This is a genomic window from Vibrio penaeicida (assembly GCF_019977755.1).
GTDB classification, from domain to species: Bacteria; Pseudomonadota; Gammaproteobacteria; order Enterobacterales; family Vibrionaceae; genus Vibrio; species Vibrio penaeicida.
The window spans coordinates 970,532-988,543 of record NZ_AP025145.1 but is presented as its reverse complement, the minus strand read 5'-3'; the positions used below and the strand labels follow the sequence as shown (position 1 = coordinate 988,543).

Here is an 18,012-nt window from a genome sequence, read left to right as displayed (position 1 = left end):
TAGATGACGTCGGCACAGTATTTACGCGTCATAAACTTATTCACATGCCACAAGTCTACCTATGCATCACAAATCTACTGACAGAAACGTGTTTTAGCGGCTTCACCCTGACACACATCCGATTTTTCAATTGAAGGATCGTTATCGATAACGTACGCCACGCCGTTTTCACCCACTACGGAATAGTGTTCAACAGGAACGAAGGATACGTCCGCGTCAACGCCATTTTTAACCGTGCCTGATGTCAGTGAATCCACGCTTTGACCATTCAGAAGTTTGTCGACAACCTGTGCCGTCACACCCGCCATTTTGTCGAACGGTCGCCATACCGATTGCGTTTGCTGCCCAAGCAAAATTAGCTGAAGTGCTTGCACTGTCGCATCCAAACCACTGACAGGAACATTTCCCGACATGCCTTGCTCTTCCAGTGAAGCGATAGCCGCAGCCGCATTACCATCATTCGAAGAAACAACACCCTGAACGTTGTTATCCAACTTGGTCAGTGCTTGGTCCATTGAGCGACGAGCAATCGCGGGGTCCCAACCTTGTGTCCAGTTTTCATACCCCAACTTTCTTTCACCAGAATCAAACAAAGGTTGAAGCACATTCATTTGCCCTTTAAAGATCACTGCCGCATTCGGATCAGTCGGTGACCCTTTCAACATTACTAAGGTGTCACCTTTATTCGTGTTATCAACGATATGTTGCGCTTGCGATTCACCCGTTTTTTCCATAGAGGCTTGAATCCAAAAGCTGGTGTTTTCAGAATGAATCATTCGGTCGTACGCGATAGTAGGGACGGACGATTCCGCTGCAGAGTCGGCAATGATCGCTGCCGATTCACCGTCAATAGGGATAACGACCAATACTTTTGCACCACGCGTTAAAGCTTGCTCCGCTTGGCGTTGCTGGGTGGCTGTATCGTTATTAGCGTTAAACACTTCTACTTTTGTATCTGGCGATATGTTTTTCATCGCTTCCACAAAAAAGTGGGCGTCTTGGCTTTCCCAACGGGGATTCACGTTTTCTGGTAGTAGCATTGCGACAAAATCTTCTGCCAGTACTGGTGTGCTGGTCATCGCAACGGCAGACGCAAAGGTCGCCATTGTTAACATCGCTTTTGTTTTCACGTTCCTAATCATGTTTTACTCCTGCTGTTCATTTCCCTTTGTTACAGCCCAATCGCTCTAGATTTGAAGAGCGAACCGTTTCTATTTCCTAGTCGATCATTGAGATTTCCCGTCTAACCTTTCTTTAAGCCGATCACTGGCATCCACCAGCAAGTTCAGCATTCGGTTTTTCGCTTCTTCCCCTTCGCCTTTCGCGATCAGTTCGTAGACCTCACGGTGAAAGGGAATGGATGATTCGTTTTCTCTTGGGTCGGTATTGGTCATTCGAATACTGCTAAGGAGTGCAGAAAAAATGATGCCTTCTAAAGCACCTAAAAATTCATTGTGTGTGGCTCTTAATATTGAGCGATGAAATTGTGCGTCAGCGAATACGAAATCCTCCGTAGAGCTGGTTTCTTTTTCCATCGCTTCTATGGCGTGTTTAATGTTTTGCAAATCTTCTTCTGTCGCACGTTGGGCGGCCCAAAACGCAGCTTGAGGTTCGAATATCACTCGCACTTCCATTAACTGTGCGAGAAATTCATCGGTCGGTGGTGTGGCCTGGTACCATGCCAATACATCATCATCTAACAGCCCCCAATCGTTTCGTGATCGTACTTTTGTGCCGATCCCTCTTCTTACCTCTAATAGCCCTTTGCCGACTAAAATTTTAATCGCGTCTCGCACGCTAGAACGGCTGACCTGATATCTCTCAGCCAATGCGCCTTCTTCTTCTAATAGATCGCCTGGTTTATATAGCCCTGAAACCACGCGACGCCCTATCTCTCGCGCCACTTGACTGGCTAGACTTGGGGTTAAGCCTGCTATTTGTTTCAAATTGTAGTAAGAAAGCTCATTCATATGATGACCTTAAACATCTGATGTTTGCGTTGGTGTTATTAATGCATTTGTTTGTTTTTTGATCGAGCGAATTTTATACACGAGATGGTCATTTCTTAACCTTGAAACACCATTCTCAATATTGAAGCAAAAAGAACAAGGGATTTGATGAGTAGATAAGATTTGTATTATGGAGGCGATACAACGAGGGAGTATTGAATAAAAAAAGCGCAGCCAAGTTAAGCTGCGCAAAGGTTTGGAGAATACTTAGAGTACTTTGAATAAGAAGTGGGGTGAGGCGAGCTCACCCAACAGAAAGCAATCTGTTACCTCGATTTGAGGAAACTTACTGCTCCCATTACAGACACCACAATAAGTCCAGCTACGAACCCAGCAAGACCGTTAAGTAAAGTCGGCAGAAAACCGTTTATAAACGGGATAGACGGGATGGAGGAAATGATGGTTTCTATTAAGTGATGGATCACAGGAACACCATGAACCACTATACCTCCGCCCACCAAAAACATTGCCAGTGTGCCAACGATTGTAAGCGTGTGCATAAGTTTTGGTGCAAACGCGACAAGACCATCACCAAGTGCAGTTATAAACCCATCACCCTGCCCTTTTTCTTGCAGATAGAAGCCAAGATCATCAAGTTTTACGATACCAGCAACCAAACCATAAACACCGATTGTCATCAGTAAGGCAATTACACTCACAACCAATACCTGAGTGGTAAATACTTGGTTTTGTACAGTTCCTAACGCAATCACAATGATTTCTGCCGACAAAATAAAATCGGTACGAATGGCGCCAGAAATTTTCTTTTTCTCGTACTCTTCTATGTTTTCAACATGCTCAGAGACTGAAACAGGCTCCTCTTCTTCCTCTTGTACGTGAAACATTTTCTCTAACACTTTTTCTGTACCTTCAAAGCAAAGAAAAAGCCCACCCACTAACAAAAGAGGCGTAATCAACCAGGGAGCAATAGAACTAATTAACAACGCTGACGGCACTAATATGAGCTTATTTTTGAACGAACCTTTAGCAACAGACCACACTACAGGGATTTCTCGGTCGGCACGAACGCCCGAAACTTGCTGAGCATTCAGGGCGAGATCGTCCCCTAAAACTCCAGCGGTTTTCTTTGCTGCGACTTTTGACATCACAGCGACGTCATCTAAAACCGTAGCAATATCATCCAACAACGTTAAAAGACTTAATCCAGCCATATAATCCTTCTGAATAGCAACGACATCTAATAAAATACGCGGCGATCCAACTTTGAGCCTTCTCTACCACGTCAAAACAAAGTTCAAATTGAAACTTTAAGAAACACATAATAACACTTTGTTACACTTCAAAATATCAGTTTTTGAATCTATTTTTCTATTGCGTTTTCTTAATTAACAAACAGTTACCGTACTATTACCGTTTTATTTTGGACCAACTTTGCGTTTTTTGCCGTGTAAGCCGTGATGGAATCCCGAAATTGAAACATTTTCTCGTCATTCTCAAAATCGGTGTAAATTCGATCTTGTACATACATATAGTACGATATACCATATATGCAATTTTAATTCGATAGATAACGTCATGAAAAATAAAGCTGTACTGCTCATCTCACTTACTTTATCCACCGCTGCGTATGCAGATGTAACAATTCAGAAAAACAGAGTTGTGTGCGAAACCAACGCATCAATGCAAAAATTTGTGAAAAGAAAAGCGGTAAAGAAGAACGCGCAATTGCCCGATGGCTGTCGTGTTCTTGAGCGGAAAAGGAAAGTGGAGGTTTTGAAAAACTTCCCAAGTAAAGGCTATGTACTGGTAGAAACTAAGTTGGGCGACAAACTATTTGTTAGTAAAGAAGCGCTCTCTCGCTAGGGTCTAGGGTCTGTTGCACTTAGATTGCAGGCTTGTACGGGAATGTAACCTCAAAAGTTGTGCCTTCTCCAGGTCGACTTTTGCAGTTTATTTTCCCGTCGAGTAGATGAGTCACAAGGTTATAAACAACGGCAAGACCTAAACCATTTCTTCCTTGCCCTCTTTGAGTGGTAAAGAACGGATCAAAAATTTTGGCTAAGTTTTCTTCATCGATTCCTTTTCCTTTATCTTTAATCACAATACATATGTCGGTACCAACGACTTGAGTTTCGATTTCAATGACTTTTTTGGTTGTCTCGTCAGAGTGATGGACCGCGTTTTCAATTAGGTTATTCATGACATCAAGGAGCGCTTCTTTAAAAACAAACGCCGATATACCCGCCTGCCCTTCTAGTTCAATTTCTACGTTGTCTTCAGACGTAAGATCGTGATTCGTGACGATGTCTTCGATAAGCTCCGACACCATAACTGCGTCTTCATGGACACTTTCATGTTCAATCGCAATTTTCTTAAAGCATTGAATCAACTCTGACGATTTTTCTAGGTTGTCTTGCACCATCTCCAAACAAGATTGGGAATCGGCAATAAATTGTTCGCAGCTTTTCTTCGACAATTTTCCACTGGAAAGCAGCTTTTCAAAGCTCATGACTTTCTCTTTCATATGGGATGCAGAAGTAATACCTATTCCAATCGGTGTATTCAATTCGTGTGCAACGCCTTTTACAAGTACACCTAACGACGCCATTTTCTCTGATTCCACAAGCTTTGCTTGCGCTTGTTCCAATGCGAACACATTTTCTGTTAGATCATCAAACGATTCTTCCAATTGCTTGGTTCGCTGATCAACTTGCTCCTCCAATTGCAAATTCAAACGATCTAACTTCTTAGATGCTTTTCGTAAGCGAGTAATGAGTGAAACAAGAATCGCGATACCCGCAATAACGGCCAATGCAGTAATAGCCAACGTCGTGTATTCACGATTTCGGTAGTCTCGTAGCAATCCATTGATGTGTTTCTGATCTTGCTGAATAAGCACTGCGAGTATTTCACTTACTTCCGTTATTTTGGGTGACAAATACTTGATGAGGTCAAATGCGATAACATCTGAATTACGTTTGGCCAGTGCAATAATTTCGTTTCTTTCCGGTACCATTTCCTTCGTCAATATGGCTAACCACTTCACATCGTCGTTGTTTGGTAGCTGGTCTCTTAAATTATTAATCGATTCTTCAAGAAGCTCATTTGTTTCTATTGAAGAAGACACTCCGAGATCGATCAAACTCGGATCATCCTCAATCACCAAACGAACCAGCTCCGTTTCCAGTGAATTCACCGCCGATGTAGCAGTAAGAATTGCGTTGGACCGTTTCTCTGATAAGTCTATGGTTCGTTCTATTTTATTATTGATTTGTAACAGCGAACTCGCCGCCCAAATACCCAACACAACAAGCATTGCAAGCACGAATATTGATGCTGCTAACATTCTGTCTTTACGATTGCGTAACATACTCATAGTTGGTCTCAAGTCACTCGCTTAACTCTATTTAATAACCCGTTTACGTCACGATCTATTCTGTATTCCAGCATATTCCCTTAGCAGCTCAACGCTATTCATTCATTTGAGTATAGGCTAACAATAGGTTTGAGCTAAATTTTAACCAATGTGATCGACTTCAAAGACAATCACTCTAAGTTACCGGTAACATTTCCATCACAACGTTACCGGTAACATTACAACAATAAACCGGAGTTGATGTGAAACTTAACAGGGATAACCTCAATGAAAACTGTATCGAAAACACTTGTACCTTCGCTAATTGCTGCTGTTTTGTCGTCTTCCGCATTTGCCGCGGACTTCAAATTAAAGATTCAATCTTCCGATCCTTCAGGAGATAAAAATTTTCAGGTTCAACAAGAATGGGCTGAACGTGTAGAAAAAATGTCTAATGGGCGGATCGACATCGATCTTCTTCCGGTTGGTGCGGTGGTGAAACACACCGAAACCCTGAATGCGATCAAAATAGGCATCCTAGATGGTCATATCACCGCGACTGGGTATTTCTCGGGTAAAGATCCTGCGTTTGGTTTGATTGGTAACATGGTTGGTGCGTGGTCTGATACCACTCAACTTCTCCAATACATGAACTACGGCGGCGGCAATGAATTGATGACCGAGCTGTATGCCCCTTATGGCGTTCAGTTTGTCGGCGCCTCTACGACTGGCGTTGAAGCGTTTGTATCTAAGGTTCCCCTCGATGGTGTCGATGATTTGAAAGGACTAAAGCTGCGCGCGCCTGAAGGGCTCGTTCAACAAGTGTTTGCTGCGGCAGGCGCAACACCCGTTAACCTCCCTGGCTCAGAAGTATTTACTGGCTTGAGCAAAGGCGTTATTGATGCTGCCGATTACACGGTATTTTCAACGAATCAAAAAGCAGGCATGAACGATGTCGCTAACCACCCCGTTCAGCCTGGCTTCCACTCACTGCCACTTATCGACGTTTCGGTAAGCCAAAAAGCGTGGAAAAAAATGCCAGAAGACTTGCAAACTATCCTTAAAACATCGGTACGCGATCTTTCATACGACATAACGACACAGCTTAAAATTGCTGATCAAGCTGCACTGAAAGAAGCATCAGCCAATCCTAAAATCACAATTCACGACTGGTCTGCTGATGAACGTAAGAAATTCCGTGAGATTGCGAAAAGCCAATGGAAAGTATTCGCTGAACGCTCGCCTAACGCTCAAAAAGTCTATGACTCTGTTACCAGCTTCTTAGAAAACAACGGCCTACTTTAAGGCATCGATTTCTGGTTGCTGCACTGCATTATTACCAGTGCAGCTGCCAGAATCTCAAGGATAAATAGTTGTATGAAACATTCTTCTACCGACACTCAAAGTGACGACGCCCCTAAAAATGCGCTTGATCGATTTATTGTGAAACTCGGTAATTTACTTAGCCTTTTGTTCATCTTTACCGTCGCGATTTCATTTTATGAAGTGTTGATGCGTTATGTATTTAACGCCCCGACAACATGGGTACACGAGACGGCTTCTTTTATTGGTGGTTCACTATTTGTGATAGGTGGTTTGTACGCGTTCGCACTGGATAAACATGTTCGGGTTGTTCTTATTTATGATCATGTTTCGCCTAAAACCCGAAAGTATTTAAACCTAGTCCACCATATTGTTGGATTAACGTTTGCAGCGATGATGGCTTACGCAGCCTACATAATGGCAGCAGAAGCTTGGTTTACGCCATGGGGTGAATTTCGTTTGGAAACTTCAGGTTCGTCTTTGAATCCCCCTTACCCTGCCTTGCTGAAAGGAACAATTTTTGTTGCGCTGAGCGTACTGACTTTGCAATTTTTACTTCACTTGATTGCCGAAATTCGTAACCTAAGGAAGAAAACGGATGTTTGATTTGTCTTCAATAGGCATTGGCTGGGGCAGCCTACTCATGCTTGCGTTAATGATCGGCTTGCTGCTCACTGGCATGCAGCTTGCGTTTGTTACCGGCTTTGTTGCGTTGTTTTTCACCCTTGGCTGGTTTGGGGTAGATGCACTGCCTTTAGTTACGAGCAGAATGTACGGCTTCGTCGATGGCTACATCTTCCTTGCCGTCCCGATGTTTGTGTTAATGGCGGCATTACTTGATCGCTCGGGCATTGCTAGAGATCTCTTTGATGCCATGAAATCCGTTGGGCGAAAAGTTCGCGGCGGTGTTGCAGTTCAAACATTATTTGTAGCCGTTCTATTGGCATCTATGTCAGGCGTTATTGGCGGTGAAACTGTCCTTCTTGGTATCCTCGCGTTACCTCAAATGCTGCGCCTAGGCTACGATCGGAAACTCGCTATCGGCACAACCTGTGCGGGTGGTGCACTGGGCACGATGCTGCCCCCTAGTATCGTCCTTATCATTTACGGTTTAACTGCTAGCGTATCAATTGGAGACTTATTTAAAGCGTCTTTTCTGCCCGCATTCATGCTCGCAACGTTTTACATTCTGTATGTGTTAATTAGATGCAAACTCAACCCCAGCCTAGCTCCATTGCCTAGCGAGGAAGAGCTTGCACAAGACCAAGCAGAGTCGCCCAACTATTTTAAGGCGCTCTTCTTTCCATTGTTGTCTGTTGCTACTGTACTGGGCAGTATTTACACGGGTGTCGCTTCAGTTACAGAGGCCTCTGCTCTTGGTGTCGTCGGTATCATGCTGAGCGCTGTCATTCGAAAAGAAATGAACGTGACAATGCTTAAAGAAAGTGCCATAGCAACAATGCGAACCTGTGGCATGATCATGTGGATCGGCATCGGCGCATCTGCTCTCGTTGGGGTTTATAACTTGATGGGTGGTATTGATTTCGTAGAAGAAACCATTTTATCACTCAGTGGCGGTAGCCCAACGGCAACACTCATCATCATGATGGTCATTTTGTTGGTTCTTGGCATGTTTCTCGACTGGGTTGGCGTCGCGCTGCTTACCATGCCAATCTTCGTTCCCATTATTATAAGCCTTGGTTACGACCCAATTTGGTTTGGCGTGGTCTTCTGTCTGAATATGCAAGTGTCGTTTCTTTCTCCACCCTTTGGTCCTGCTGCGTTTTATCTTAAGTCGGTGGCACCAAAAGACATTAGCTTGGGAGAAATATTCACCTCCCTATTGCCCTTTATTGCTCTGCAAATACTCGCGCTGATTCTAGTGATTGTATTTCCTCAATTGGCGTTGTGGTGGCAGTAGCAAATTGATTTTAGGTAAGGTTGCCCTTTGGGTTGATCTAGTAAAGATTTTTACGTGCTGGCGACATCGGTCAGCACAAAGGAAATAGTGCTCCATGAATAATAAGAAAATTTTGGTAATGGGTGTTTCTGGTTGTGGTAAGAGCCTTATTGGAAGCAAGCTCGCCCTAGCGCTCAAGTATCCGTTTTTCGATGGCGACGATTACCATTCCGCCCAAAATATCGAAAAAATGCAACAAGGGGTTCCGCTGTCTGATCAAGACAGGTTGGGGTGGCTGCATAGGCTGAATTCGCTGTTTATAGATAACGACCGAATCGTGATCGCATGTTCTGCACTCAAGCCGGAGTACCGCGACATATTGAGAGAAAATGCTCAAGACATCACCATTGTCTACCTAAAAGGCGATTTCGACACTATATGGTCTCGGCACCGTTCTCGCCCTAATCACTACTTTAACGGTAAACAAATGCTAGAAAGCCAGTTCAACATACTGGTTGAACCTTTGCCATCCGAAGCCATTACGGTCGATGTTACCGCCAACGTTGAAGACGTTCTTGCCTCTGCTCTGTGCAATATCCGAGCTATGGAGAATCAAGCGTGATGGGCGAAATCAAAACAGTGTCTGTTGTCGGTTTAGGTGTTATGGGAAAAAGCCTTGCGCTAAACCTGTTAGAGAATGATTACTCGGTCATTGGATTCGATCTTAATACCAACTTAGTTCAGCGCGCCCATAGTGAAGCCGAGAACCTAGCGACCTCTGCAAAGTTTTTTCCAGCGTCGGCAATATCGGCGATCATTTCAGGTTCACAGAGCCCGAGAATCGTTATCTTATCTGTTCCCGCTGGTGATGTGGTTGATCACGCTATCGAAGACTTGTTAGAAGCAGGGCTATCCGAATACGATATTGTTATCGACACTGGAAACAGTTTATGGACGGATTCGATTAGCCGAGAAGACAAATACAATGGGCGAGTTCGATTTTTCACAACGGCTGTTTCTGGTGGTGAAATGGGCGCTCGATTTGGTCCCTCACTAATGCCAAGTGGGAATGTTGAAGACTGGAAAATGGTGCGACCGATACTTGAAGCCATTTCAGCTAAATACAGTGACAGTGTAACTAAAGATGATGCAACGTCTAGCCCTTGCTGCGCATACATTGGTCCTGCTGGTTCTGGGCATTACGTCAAAATGGTACATAACGGCATTGAATACGCCGATATGCAGCTTATCTGTGAAGCATACCATTTGCTGCGTGATGCTTTGGATTTAAACGCGAGCGAAATTGCTAAAGTGTTTGAACGTTGGAATCAAGGTGTTTTAAGCAGCTATCTTTTAGAAGTAAGTGCAGAGGTTTTGCAACACCAAGATGACAAAAGCGGCAAACCTTTTGTTGATATCGTTCTCGATAAAGCGGAGCAAAAGGGAACAGGGCTTTGGACTGCGTTAAACAGCCTTCAAGTTGGCTGCCCTGCACCTTCTTTAACCGAAGCCGTTTATGCTCGCACACTTAGTGCCCAAAAAGCGCTTCGTCAGTCCATCTCGCAGTCCGCCTCTAAAATTCTTAGTCAACCTTCCGCTCATGAAAGCTGTTCTGCAAACCGTGAAACTTTTATCAATAACCTTCACGACGCCATGTACTGCGCAAAAATCAGTATCTACGCACAGGGTTTTGACTTGATGCGTGTGACGGCTTTAGAACAAAACTGGGATCTCAATTTTACCGAGATTGCTCAAATTTGGCGCGCTGGCTGTATTATTCGAGCGGACTTGTTAAACCCTATCGCTACTGCATTTGCTGAGGGAGGTCATGGTCAATCCAAGCTGAAACACCTGTTCTTAGATCGCTCGATACACAAGGTTTTACAAGACAATCAAGAAGGTTGGCGAAAATCCGTGGTGAGTGCTGTTTCATCAGGGGTTCCTATTCCAGTGATCGCATCTTGTTTAAACTATTTCGATTCGCTTCAATGCGATGCGTTGCCAGCAAATTTGCTGCAAGCTCAGCGTGACTACTTTGGTTCTCATGGTTATTCACGTACCGATGAATCCGAGGATAAGAAATATCACACCACGTGGCACAGCCACTCCAAAGAAGAAGTCCGAACCTCCTAAAACATTTCTTTCTATCACCGATATTTCTCACATAATTTGCGATTTCTCGCTGCTTTTTTAGCATGCTTTCCATAGAATGTTACCAGTAACAATTCTATGGAAAGCCCTACAGTGAAGAAAAAGCGCCCTACACTACAAGATGTTGCGGACCTCGTTGGTGTGACTAAGATGACGGTGAGCCGTTGCCTTCGTGACCCTTCACAGGTATCCGAAAAATTGAGTGTAAAAATTCAGAAAGCCGTTGAAGATTTGGGGTACATTCCTAACCGGGCTCCTGACATCCTGTCTAACGCAAAGAGCAAAGCCATTGGTGTCCTAGTTCCTTCATTAACCAACCAAGTCTTTGCAGAAGTGATTAGAGGCATCGAGCAAGTCACCGCACCAGCTGGCTACCAGACCATGATTGCTCACTATGGCTACAGTTCCGATATCGAAGAGAAGAACATTGCGTCCCTTCTGTCGTACAACGTGGATGCCATGATCTTGTCGGAAAGCGTCCACACTCCAAGGGCAAAGAAGATGCTTGAAGTGGCTGCTATTCCTGTCATCGAAATCATGGACAGCACATCTGAACCACTTCACCAAGCCGTCGGATTCGATAATCACGCCGCTGCAAAATCAATGACCGAAGCCATGATCCAATCTGGCAGAAAAAACATTGCTTACTTTGCGGCACGTATGGATTTGCGTACTCGATTAAAAATGGCTGGCTATCGCGCAGCCATGACCAACGCAGGGCTTACCCCTCTCGAACTGCAAACAGAAAGCGCGTCTTCTTTTACGTTAGGTGCCGAATTGCTCCAGAAGGCCATTGCAGATAACCCAGATATTGATGGCATATTTTGCACTAACGATGACTTAGCCATTGGTGCATTTTATGAATGCCTAAGATTGGGCATACAAGTGCCGGAACAAATGGGCATTGCTGGATTCCACGGGCACGATATAAGCCAAGTAATGACGCCAAGATTAGCCACCGTCATTACCCCACGTGAAGAAATTGGCGTGACCGCCGCAACAGAACTGCTAAAGCGACTTAATGGTGAACCCATTACTGGTGAGGTTATTGACCTGAAATACTCGGTGGATATGGGTGAGAGTTTGTAGAGCCGTAAGATAAGAACGAATGCAGCACTACTTACTGCATTCGTTTGATTCTAGCCAATCCTTGAGAAAGACTTCTATTTGCTCGTACTGACGAATATTGTAGTTACTGACATAATAATTGGCGTAGATGTCATTGATTTTCAAGCTACGCAAACAGGTATAATCGTTGCCAGCATCGGAGTCACATGTCCCCCAAAATTCGTAGTGTCCACCTTTCTTTTTAAAAGCAAGCCAATCATAGGGGCTAGTGCCTTCATAGAAATACAGAGACTTTATCTCTTCAGATTCCGTTAGTGCCTTGTTACCAAGATTAGGCACTTCTAAGCTACGCTGTGTAAGGTTGATCATGAGATTTTCGAATACAGTGCTACCATTTGGACGAATAACTTGATGCTGAAATTTTGGCACATGTTTCGCTATTTCATGACCATCGAAATATAGCGAAGGTCCATAGCCATCACTAGAGTCGAAATTTTTGTCGCTGGTATTTAGATTCATAACAGTGCCAGGTGAGAGGTGGCTTTCAGGTAGACACATTCCCCCCCACTCAAGCACGCTAGCCTTAGAACTGCTGCATATAAACAGCGTGACACATAATAAGTTTCTGATCATCTTGCCGTTGCTCCTTGATAACCAGTGGCGGAATCACAATCGTGACAATATAAGTCACCATATGTTTTAAATTCAATAGAATCAGGGACAACACTCAACCAAGTCCCACCATAAAAGTCTGAAGGTATGTTGAATTTTTTAAATGCTATATGATGGTAGTCTGCCATTTGTTTTAAGCTTAGTTTTCCAGGTATATCACCAAACTTGTTCTTGAAATCAGAAGACACAAATCTAACGTGCTGACGTGCTACTTCTAACCCAACTTCTTTGATCTTCGCTCTCATTTCCCCAAACGTACCGCGAAACCCGCCTTTTTCAAGCCCAACGGCTAAATTAACGACCGTTGACCTTGCCATTGTCTCCCAATATGCAAAGCCTTTGTTGTTCCAAAAACTTGACTCCCCCCTTTGGATTTCATGTTTCAACTTACTTACGTCACTCACCCACAACGCGTAACCAATGCGAGCCACAGGATCTTTCTTTGCAAGTCTACTCTTCCAAAATAATTCAAGATTTCCAGATTGAATAAAAGCTCGTTCTTGTGGTGATACAGAATGATCCATTTCAGTTCCCTTTATATGCGCCTAGTTCCATTTTTTGCACAAATATAGCAATGCACACACAAGAGTCAATAACGTATTAAATTTAATATAAACTTTATGAAACAAGCTCTTATTGATTTACATATCTATTACATGCAAATTTTTAAACTCTTTGCACTTAATGTATCACTCAGTAACAAATCGACATTTAAACAAAGCATCATCAATCATTAACTAGACTGTCATTTGCACCTCCTAAGTTATTACCTAGAAACGTTGTAACGACTTCAAGCAGGTTAATATGAAGCAAAAACTTGATGTAAGAAGTATGTTTATCTCAGACTTACATTTAGGGTTTAAAGATTGCAAAGCGGATTACCTCCTCGACCTCCTTCGAAATTGCCAAGCCGATACCCTCTACCTTGTACGTGATATCATTGACCTACAATCCCTTCGAAAACGCATGTTTTGGCCTTCCAGCCACCATAGAGTGATCCATAGGCTCATTAAGCTTCAACAAAGTGGGACTCGTGTTGTCTATATTCCAGGCAATCATGATGCCGCGATGAGGCGCTACTTAAAGCAGTTTTTCGCAGGTGTCGAAATATTGCCTTACGCTGAATACGTGACATTAACTGGAAAACGTTACTTGGTTTGTCATGGCGATCAATTTGATTCAGAGGTGTGCCTTGGTAAATGGCAAGCGACTTTAGGCGACGTGCTTTATGATCTGTTGCTGTTTATCAATCGCTGGTACAACACATTTCGAACCATGGGTGGCATGGAGTATTTCTCGCTTTCTAATTACATCAAAAAGAAGATACCTAAAGCCAACCAAGCCATTGCACGTTATCAGCAAGCGGGTTTGAACTACGCAGAAAAGAATGGGTACAACGGCATTATATGTGGCCATATCCACTACCCTGAAATCGCCTACCGTGGCGACATGACATACATTAACGACGGCGATTGGATTGAGAACTGCACGGTATTTGTAGAACATCACGATGCCAGCATGGAGCTGATCTACTGGACGAAGCAACAAGCCAGTGTTTCCAAAATACCAAAAGCAGCGTAGAACGGGTCTCATTCATGGCACTAAGGCTCTGATAAACTAGACTAATAGTTAATCCAATATGCTTGAGCCTAGAGAATGAACGTAGAGAGCACCCTATCCTCACTTTATCGCGCTGAGTCGCCCAAGATACTGGCTTCCTTGATCCGTATCTTCGGCAATCACAATATCGATCTTGCAGAAGATATGATGCACGAAGCGTTTAACACGGCACTTCTTAAATGGCACGAAAAAGGGCTGCCAGACAACCCGAAAGCCTGGCTCATTCAAACCGCTCGGAATCGCGCCATTGACGTGATTCGATCTCAAAAGAATAAGCTCAAGCTTTCGGAGCAGCTTTCTGATTTACTTGAAAGTGAATGGACCATGAGCCACTCGGTAGATGAGTCATTTAACGAACCATACATTCGTGATGAACAACTACGAATGATCTTTCTCTGCTGCACCACTGACATTAAGCCACAAAATCAAATTCCATTTATATTAAAAGCGCTCTGTGGCTTTAATAACCGTTCTATAGCCAGCGCTTTGTTGTTGCCAGAAGAAACCGTTAAAAAACGCTTACTTCGAACCAAACAGCAGCTAAAAGCTTTACCGGATCAACTGCCCAATGAAGAAGACTACCAACGGGTTATCGAGCGCGTTCATACTGTTCTTTATTTGTTGTTTAACGAAGGTTTTCATTGCTCCGACCATAAATCAGCGATTCGCAAAGAATTGTGTCAGGATGCTATTGCACTGATGAAGTTGGTGATAGAGCACCCCACGCTTCCCAATAAAGAAACCCTTTCACTGTTTGCGCTGATGCATTTTCACATTGCGCGGATAGATACGCGGCTAGATGAGCACGATGCCCTGATCCCTTTAAACCTACAAAATCGTCAGCTATGGAACGCTCAGTACATAGACGCTGGCTGCAAAATGCTATCTATTGCAAAAGCAACCCAAACCTCTTCAGAGGGGCGCTTTTTTCTGGAAGCAGCGATAGCCGAGAAACATTGCACCAGTCAGACATTTGAGGATACGTGCTGGAAGGATATTGTTGGCCTTTATAAATCCTTGGTCGAACAAACCGATTCAGATGTGGCGAGGCTAAATTTAGCGGTTGCCCTTGGATACGCAGGTTTTTCAGAGCAAGCCATTGCTGTAGTGACAAAACTTGGGAGCTCACCCCTGCTATCCAAAACACATATGTTAGACGCCACCATGGCGCACTTACATGCAATGACAGGTGATGAAGAAAAAGCCTTCGCGTACGCAAAAGCATCGGGTGAAAAAGGCGGAACACCTCATGAGCAAAAATTGATGCACCAACAACTCACTCACCTTTTACGCGGTTAACTTAATTCACAAAAACAGCCTAGGTTGGCAGTTAACCTAGGCTGCTATTCGATATACTAAGAGCTCTATGAGACAGCTCTTTATCCACCCATTTCCATGATTTCTCGTACTTCGACCGAGCAACCAGGGTGATTGAAAATCGGACACGTCTTAGTGATTTCAACCGCTTCATCAAAGCTTTCCGCTTTCACAATAGAGTATCCAGAAACCAGTTCTTTAAACTCACTCGCTGCGATGTCGGTGACAACGCCTGCAGAATCAACGCGTTTTCCGCCATAGTTAAGCGGGTCTCCCCCTTCGACTAACTGACCTTTTGCACCGAGGTTTTCCATCCAATCAGTCCATGCCTGCATAGCGGTTTCCATTTCTGCTGGTGTCGTATTTTGTGCCCACTCTGGATCGCCACCTACGTAAATCAACATGTAATTGCTCATTCTTTTTCTCCTTGTTAAAAACTTGTTGTTTGAACTAACTCATAATTGCTAGGGTCTGTTGATCTTTCGCGGTTAAATTTTGTTCGAGTTCTATGCATTTTAATCGCGGCGCAAGGTGTGTAGCCTAGTCATTCTAAGCAAATACCTTGCAACAAAGAGTAAAGTGCATAGAAGCGAACCCTTCGGGCAGCATTTGTGGCTTATTTCTACTGCGTTATCGCTCATTGATGTAGAGCGACTACACCGAATAAGCTCTGCCTTGTATAAATCACCCACAAATTGCTGCAAAAATCATCTCGAAAGGTCAACAGCCCCTAGTTACTACCTAGACGAATCGCATCTCTAAACAGGGACACTTTTTTCAAACTATTTTTATCTTTTTAAAAAGGTCCAACTTTTCATAAGGTTAAATTGATAACAATTTCGGACATGACTTTTTAACCTAAATCCGTAAAATTCACCGCTCCCTTACTACTTGAGTATATAAGCCAATATGTCGAAGGCGCCGCTTTGTTTCACTTCTTTTGAATCATCTACCGAGGCTTACTCGCTTCCAGAGCGTTTTACGTTTCCGTTTTACTACCAGCCCCACCCTCTTTGTGTGCTGGCCTCGGAACAGCTACAACGACACTTGCAAACTCAAAGCGAATGGCAACATAACTTTGGTTTAGAAGGAGATGAAGCCCCCGGAAAAGGGAAAATGTTTGGTGTGCTTCTGGTGGAAACAGAGCAATCGGAGATTGGCTTTCTATCTGCCTTTTCTGGCAAAATTGCGGATCAAAATCTATTACCGGGGTTTGTACCTCCGGTATTCGATATGCTCTCTGAAGACAGCTTCTACCAAGATGAATTGGAAGAAGTCACGCAGATCAATAGCCAAGTAACAGAACTAAAGTCGAACCCTGAGATTACTTCACTTAACGCGACCATTAGCGTATTACAACGCCAGCGAGATGAGGAGATAGAGGCGCATCGCCAACTCATGATTGCAGGTAGAGCGAGTAGAAAAATACAGCGAAAAGAAGCAGAGTTAGCCGCTTCAGAAAACTCGTTAGATCAAAGTGCATTTTCCTTATTGATTGAAGAATTAGGCAAACAAAGCGTTGCAGAGAAGAACAAACAAAAATACTTAAAGCTGGAATGGCAACAACGCATCGACCAAGTTCAAGCGAAACTCGATGGCTTCACCCTTCAGCTTGAATCTCTGATGGAAAAGCGCAAAGTGTTGTCTGCCAAGTTGCAAAACAAACTGTTCGACCAGTACCGATTTTTGAACCAGTCCGGAGACATGAAATCGCTGCTGGATATCTTTTCCGCAACCAGTAACCCAATCCCACCAGCTGGTTCCGGTGAATGTGCCGCCCCTAAACTCTTACATTACGCGTTTTCCCATGGCTTAAAGCCGCTCGCTATGGCGGAATTTTGGTGGGGCGTATCGCCTAAATCTGAAGTGCGTCAGCACAAAAAATATTACCCTGCGTGCCAAAACAAATGCCATCCCATTCTGGGGCATATGCTGGAAGGCATGGAATTAGACGATAATCCATTACTTGAAAACCCAGCAGAAGGTAAAGAGATCGATATTCTCTATCAAGACGAAGCCATTGTCGTAGTGCACAAACCTGCTGAATTTCTTTCGGTGCCTGGACGCTTTATTCAGGACTCGGTTTACCATAGGTTGCAACAGCAATTCCCCGATGTTGAAGGTCCTTTTGTTATTCATAGGCTTGATATGTCGACCTCGGGAATCTTGGTGTTTGCCCTTACCAGACGAGCCAATAAGAGCCTTCAAAAGCAGTTTATTACGCGCCACGTGCAAAAGCGTTATGTGGCCATGATTGAAGGCGAGCTTACTTCTCCGACTGGCGATGTTCACCTGCCGCTTAGAGGTGATCCGGATGACAGACCAAGACAACTTTTGTGCTACGAACACGGAAAACCAGCAGAAACGAAATGGGAAGTAGTTTCGGTAACATCAGGCACAACCAAAGTGCGGCTTTATCCTAAAACAGGCAGAACCCATCAACTGAGAGTGCATTGTGCCCACCACCTTGGCTTGGCTATGCCGATTGTTGGCGACGATTTGTATGGCACAAAAGCCAACCGATTACACCTGCATGCAGAGTGGCTATCGTTTGATCACCCGTACACGAAAGAGCCGATGACATTTCAAATCGACGCCGACTTTTGATTCTGTATCCGGCATCTTTAAATTACTTG

General features: G+C 43.9%; 17 protein-coding genes. 10 read left to right on the top strand and 7 right to left on the bottom strand.

Annotated features, from left to right (window positions below):
• Positions 1–74: 74 nt before the first annotated feature.
• From LDO37_RS22740 to LDO37_RS22730, 3 genes are all read right to left on the bottom strand, one after another.
• Positions 75–1,142, bottom strand: a complete 1,068-nt coding sequence (locus LDO37_RS22740; RefSeq protein WP_126609271.1) for an ABC transporter substrate-binding protein — start codon at positions 1,140–1,142, stop codon at positions 75–77.
• An 84-nt stretch (positions 1,143–1,226) separates the two neighbouring features.
• Positions 1,227–1,970, bottom strand: a complete 744-nt coding sequence (locus tag LDO37_RS22735; RefSeq protein WP_101114387.1) for a FadR/GntR family transcriptional regulator — start codon at positions 1,968–1,970, stop codon at positions 1,227–1,229.
• Positions 1,971–2,275: 305 nt separating this feature from the next.
• On the bottom strand, positions 2,276–3,181 hold the full coding sequence (locus LDO37_RS22730; RefSeq protein ID WP_126609270.1) for a DUF808 domain-containing protein: 906 nt from the start codon (positions 3,179–3,181) through the stop codon (positions 2,276–2,278).
• A 364-nt stretch (positions 3,182–3,545) separates the two neighbouring features.
• On the opposite strand from LDO37_RS22730, the gene LDO37_RS22725 reads away from it, so the two are divergent.
• The gene (locus LDO37_RS22725) at positions 3,546–3,833 is read left to right on the top strand and encodes a hypothetical protein (RefSeq protein WP_126609269.1); all 288 of its coding nucleotides are present in this window, start codon (positions 3,546–3,548) and stop codon (positions 3,831–3,833) included.
• A 19-nt stretch (positions 3,834–3,852) separates the two neighbouring features.
• Here LDO37_RS22725 and LDO37_RS22720 read toward each other — a convergent pair whose 3' ends face one another.
• Positions 3,853–5,346: a sensor histidine kinase gene (locus LDO37_RS22720; RefSeq protein ID WP_126609268.1), complete on the bottom strand. Its 1,494-nt coding sequence runs from the start codon at positions 5,344–5,346 to the stop codon at positions 3,853–3,855.
• A gap of 267 nt (positions 5,347–5,613) precedes the next feature.
• On the opposite strand from LDO37_RS22720, the gene LDO37_RS22715 reads away from it, so the two are divergent.
• The 6 genes from LDO37_RS22715 to gntR all read left to right on the top strand — a co-directional run bounded on the left by LDO37_RS22715 (position 5,614) and on the right by gntR (position 11,788).
• The gene (locus LDO37_RS22715; RefSeq protein ID WP_126609267.1) at positions 5,614–6,630 is read left to right on the top strand and encodes a TRAP transporter substrate-binding protein; all 1,017 of its coding nucleotides are present in this window, start codon (positions 5,614–5,616) and stop codon (positions 6,628–6,630) included.
• 72 nt (positions 6,631–6,702) lie between these two features.
• Positions 6,703–7,254 carry a TRAP transporter small permease subunit gene (locus LDO37_RS22710; RefSeq protein WP_126609266.1) on the top strand — a complete coding sequence of 184 codons (552 nt, stop codon included), beginning with the start codon at positions 6,703–6,705 and terminating at the stop codon, positions 7,252–7,254.
• Positions 7,247–8,569 (top strand): TRAP transporter large permease, encoded by a 1,323-nt coding sequence (locus LDO37_RS22705; RefSeq protein WP_126609265.1) that lies wholly within the window; start codon positions 7,247–7,249, stop codon positions 8,567–8,569. The genes LDO37_RS22710 and LDO37_RS22705 overlap by 8 nt, the downstream gene beginning before the upstream one ends.
• Positions 8,570–8,663: 94 nt before the next feature.
• Positions 8,664–9,170, top strand: coding sequence for a gluconokinase (locus LDO37_RS22700; RefSeq protein WP_224055895.1), 507 nt, complete (start codon positions 8,664–8,666; stop codon positions 9,168–9,170).
• On the top strand, positions 9,170–10,681 hold the full coding sequence (gndA, locus tag LDO37_RS22695) for an NADP-dependent phosphogluconate dehydrogenase (protein ID WP_126609282.1): 1,512 nt from the start codon (positions 9,170–9,172) through the stop codon (positions 10,679–10,681). The genes LDO37_RS22700 and gndA overlap by 1 nt, the downstream gene beginning before the upstream one ends.
• A 96-nt stretch (positions 10,682–10,777) precedes the next feature.
• Positions 10,778–11,788, top strand: a complete 1,011-nt coding sequence (gntR, locus tag LDO37_RS22690; RefSeq protein ID WP_126609264.1) for a gluconate operon transcriptional repressor GntR — start codon at positions 10,778–10,780, stop codon at positions 11,786–11,788.
• Positions 11,789–11,815: 27 nt separating this feature from the next.
• On the opposite strand, the gene LDO37_RS22685 is transcribed toward gntR, so the two are convergent.
• Together LDO37_RS22685 and LDO37_RS22680 are read right to left on the bottom strand one after the other, a co-directional pair.
• A complete protein-coding gene (locus LDO37_RS22685) occupies positions 11,816–12,400 on the bottom strand; it encodes a hypothetical protein (RefSeq protein ID WP_126609263.1) in 585 nt (194 codons plus the stop codon).
• Complete coding sequence (locus LDO37_RS22680) at positions 12,397–12,963, bottom strand: hypothetical protein (RefSeq protein ID WP_221768575.1); 567 nt, start codon at positions 12,961–12,963, stop codon at positions 12,397–12,399. Before LDO37_RS22680 ends, LDO37_RS22685 begins: the two co-directional genes overlap by 4 nt.
• 280 nt (positions 12,964–13,243) lie before the next feature.
• Here LDO37_RS22680 and LDO37_RS22675 point away from each other — a divergent pair, with 280 nt between their 5' ends.
• Positions 13,244–14,020: a UDP-2,3-diacylglucosamine diphosphatase gene (locus LDO37_RS22675; protein ID WP_126609262.1), complete on the top strand. Its 777-nt coding sequence runs from the start codon at positions 13,244–13,246 to the stop codon at positions 14,018–14,020.
• Positions 14,021–14,095: 75 nt separating this feature from the next.
• Positions 14,096–15,358 (top strand): RNA polymerase sigma factor, encoded by a 1,263-nt coding sequence (locus tag LDO37_RS22670; RefSeq protein WP_126609261.1) that lies wholly within the window; start codon positions 14,096–14,098, stop codon positions 15,356–15,358.
• 80 nt (positions 15,359–15,438) lie between these two features.
• Here LDO37_RS22670 and LDO37_RS22665 read toward each other — a convergent pair whose 3' ends face one another.
• The gene (locus LDO37_RS22665; RefSeq protein WP_101114375.1) at positions 15,439–15,792 is read right to left on the bottom strand and encodes a YciI family protein; all 354 of its coding nucleotides are present in this window, start codon (positions 15,790–15,792) and stop codon (positions 15,439–15,441) included.
• Between the two features lie 493 nt (positions 15,793–16,285).
• Here LDO37_RS22665 and LDO37_RS22660 point away from each other — a divergent pair, with 493 nt between their 5' ends.
• Positions 16,286–17,983 (top strand): RluA family pseudouridine synthase, encoded by a 1,698-nt coding sequence (locus tag LDO37_RS22660; protein ID WP_126609259.1) that lies wholly within the window; start codon positions 16,286–16,288, stop codon positions 17,981–17,983.
• Positions 17,984–18,012: the final 29 nt, after the last annotated feature.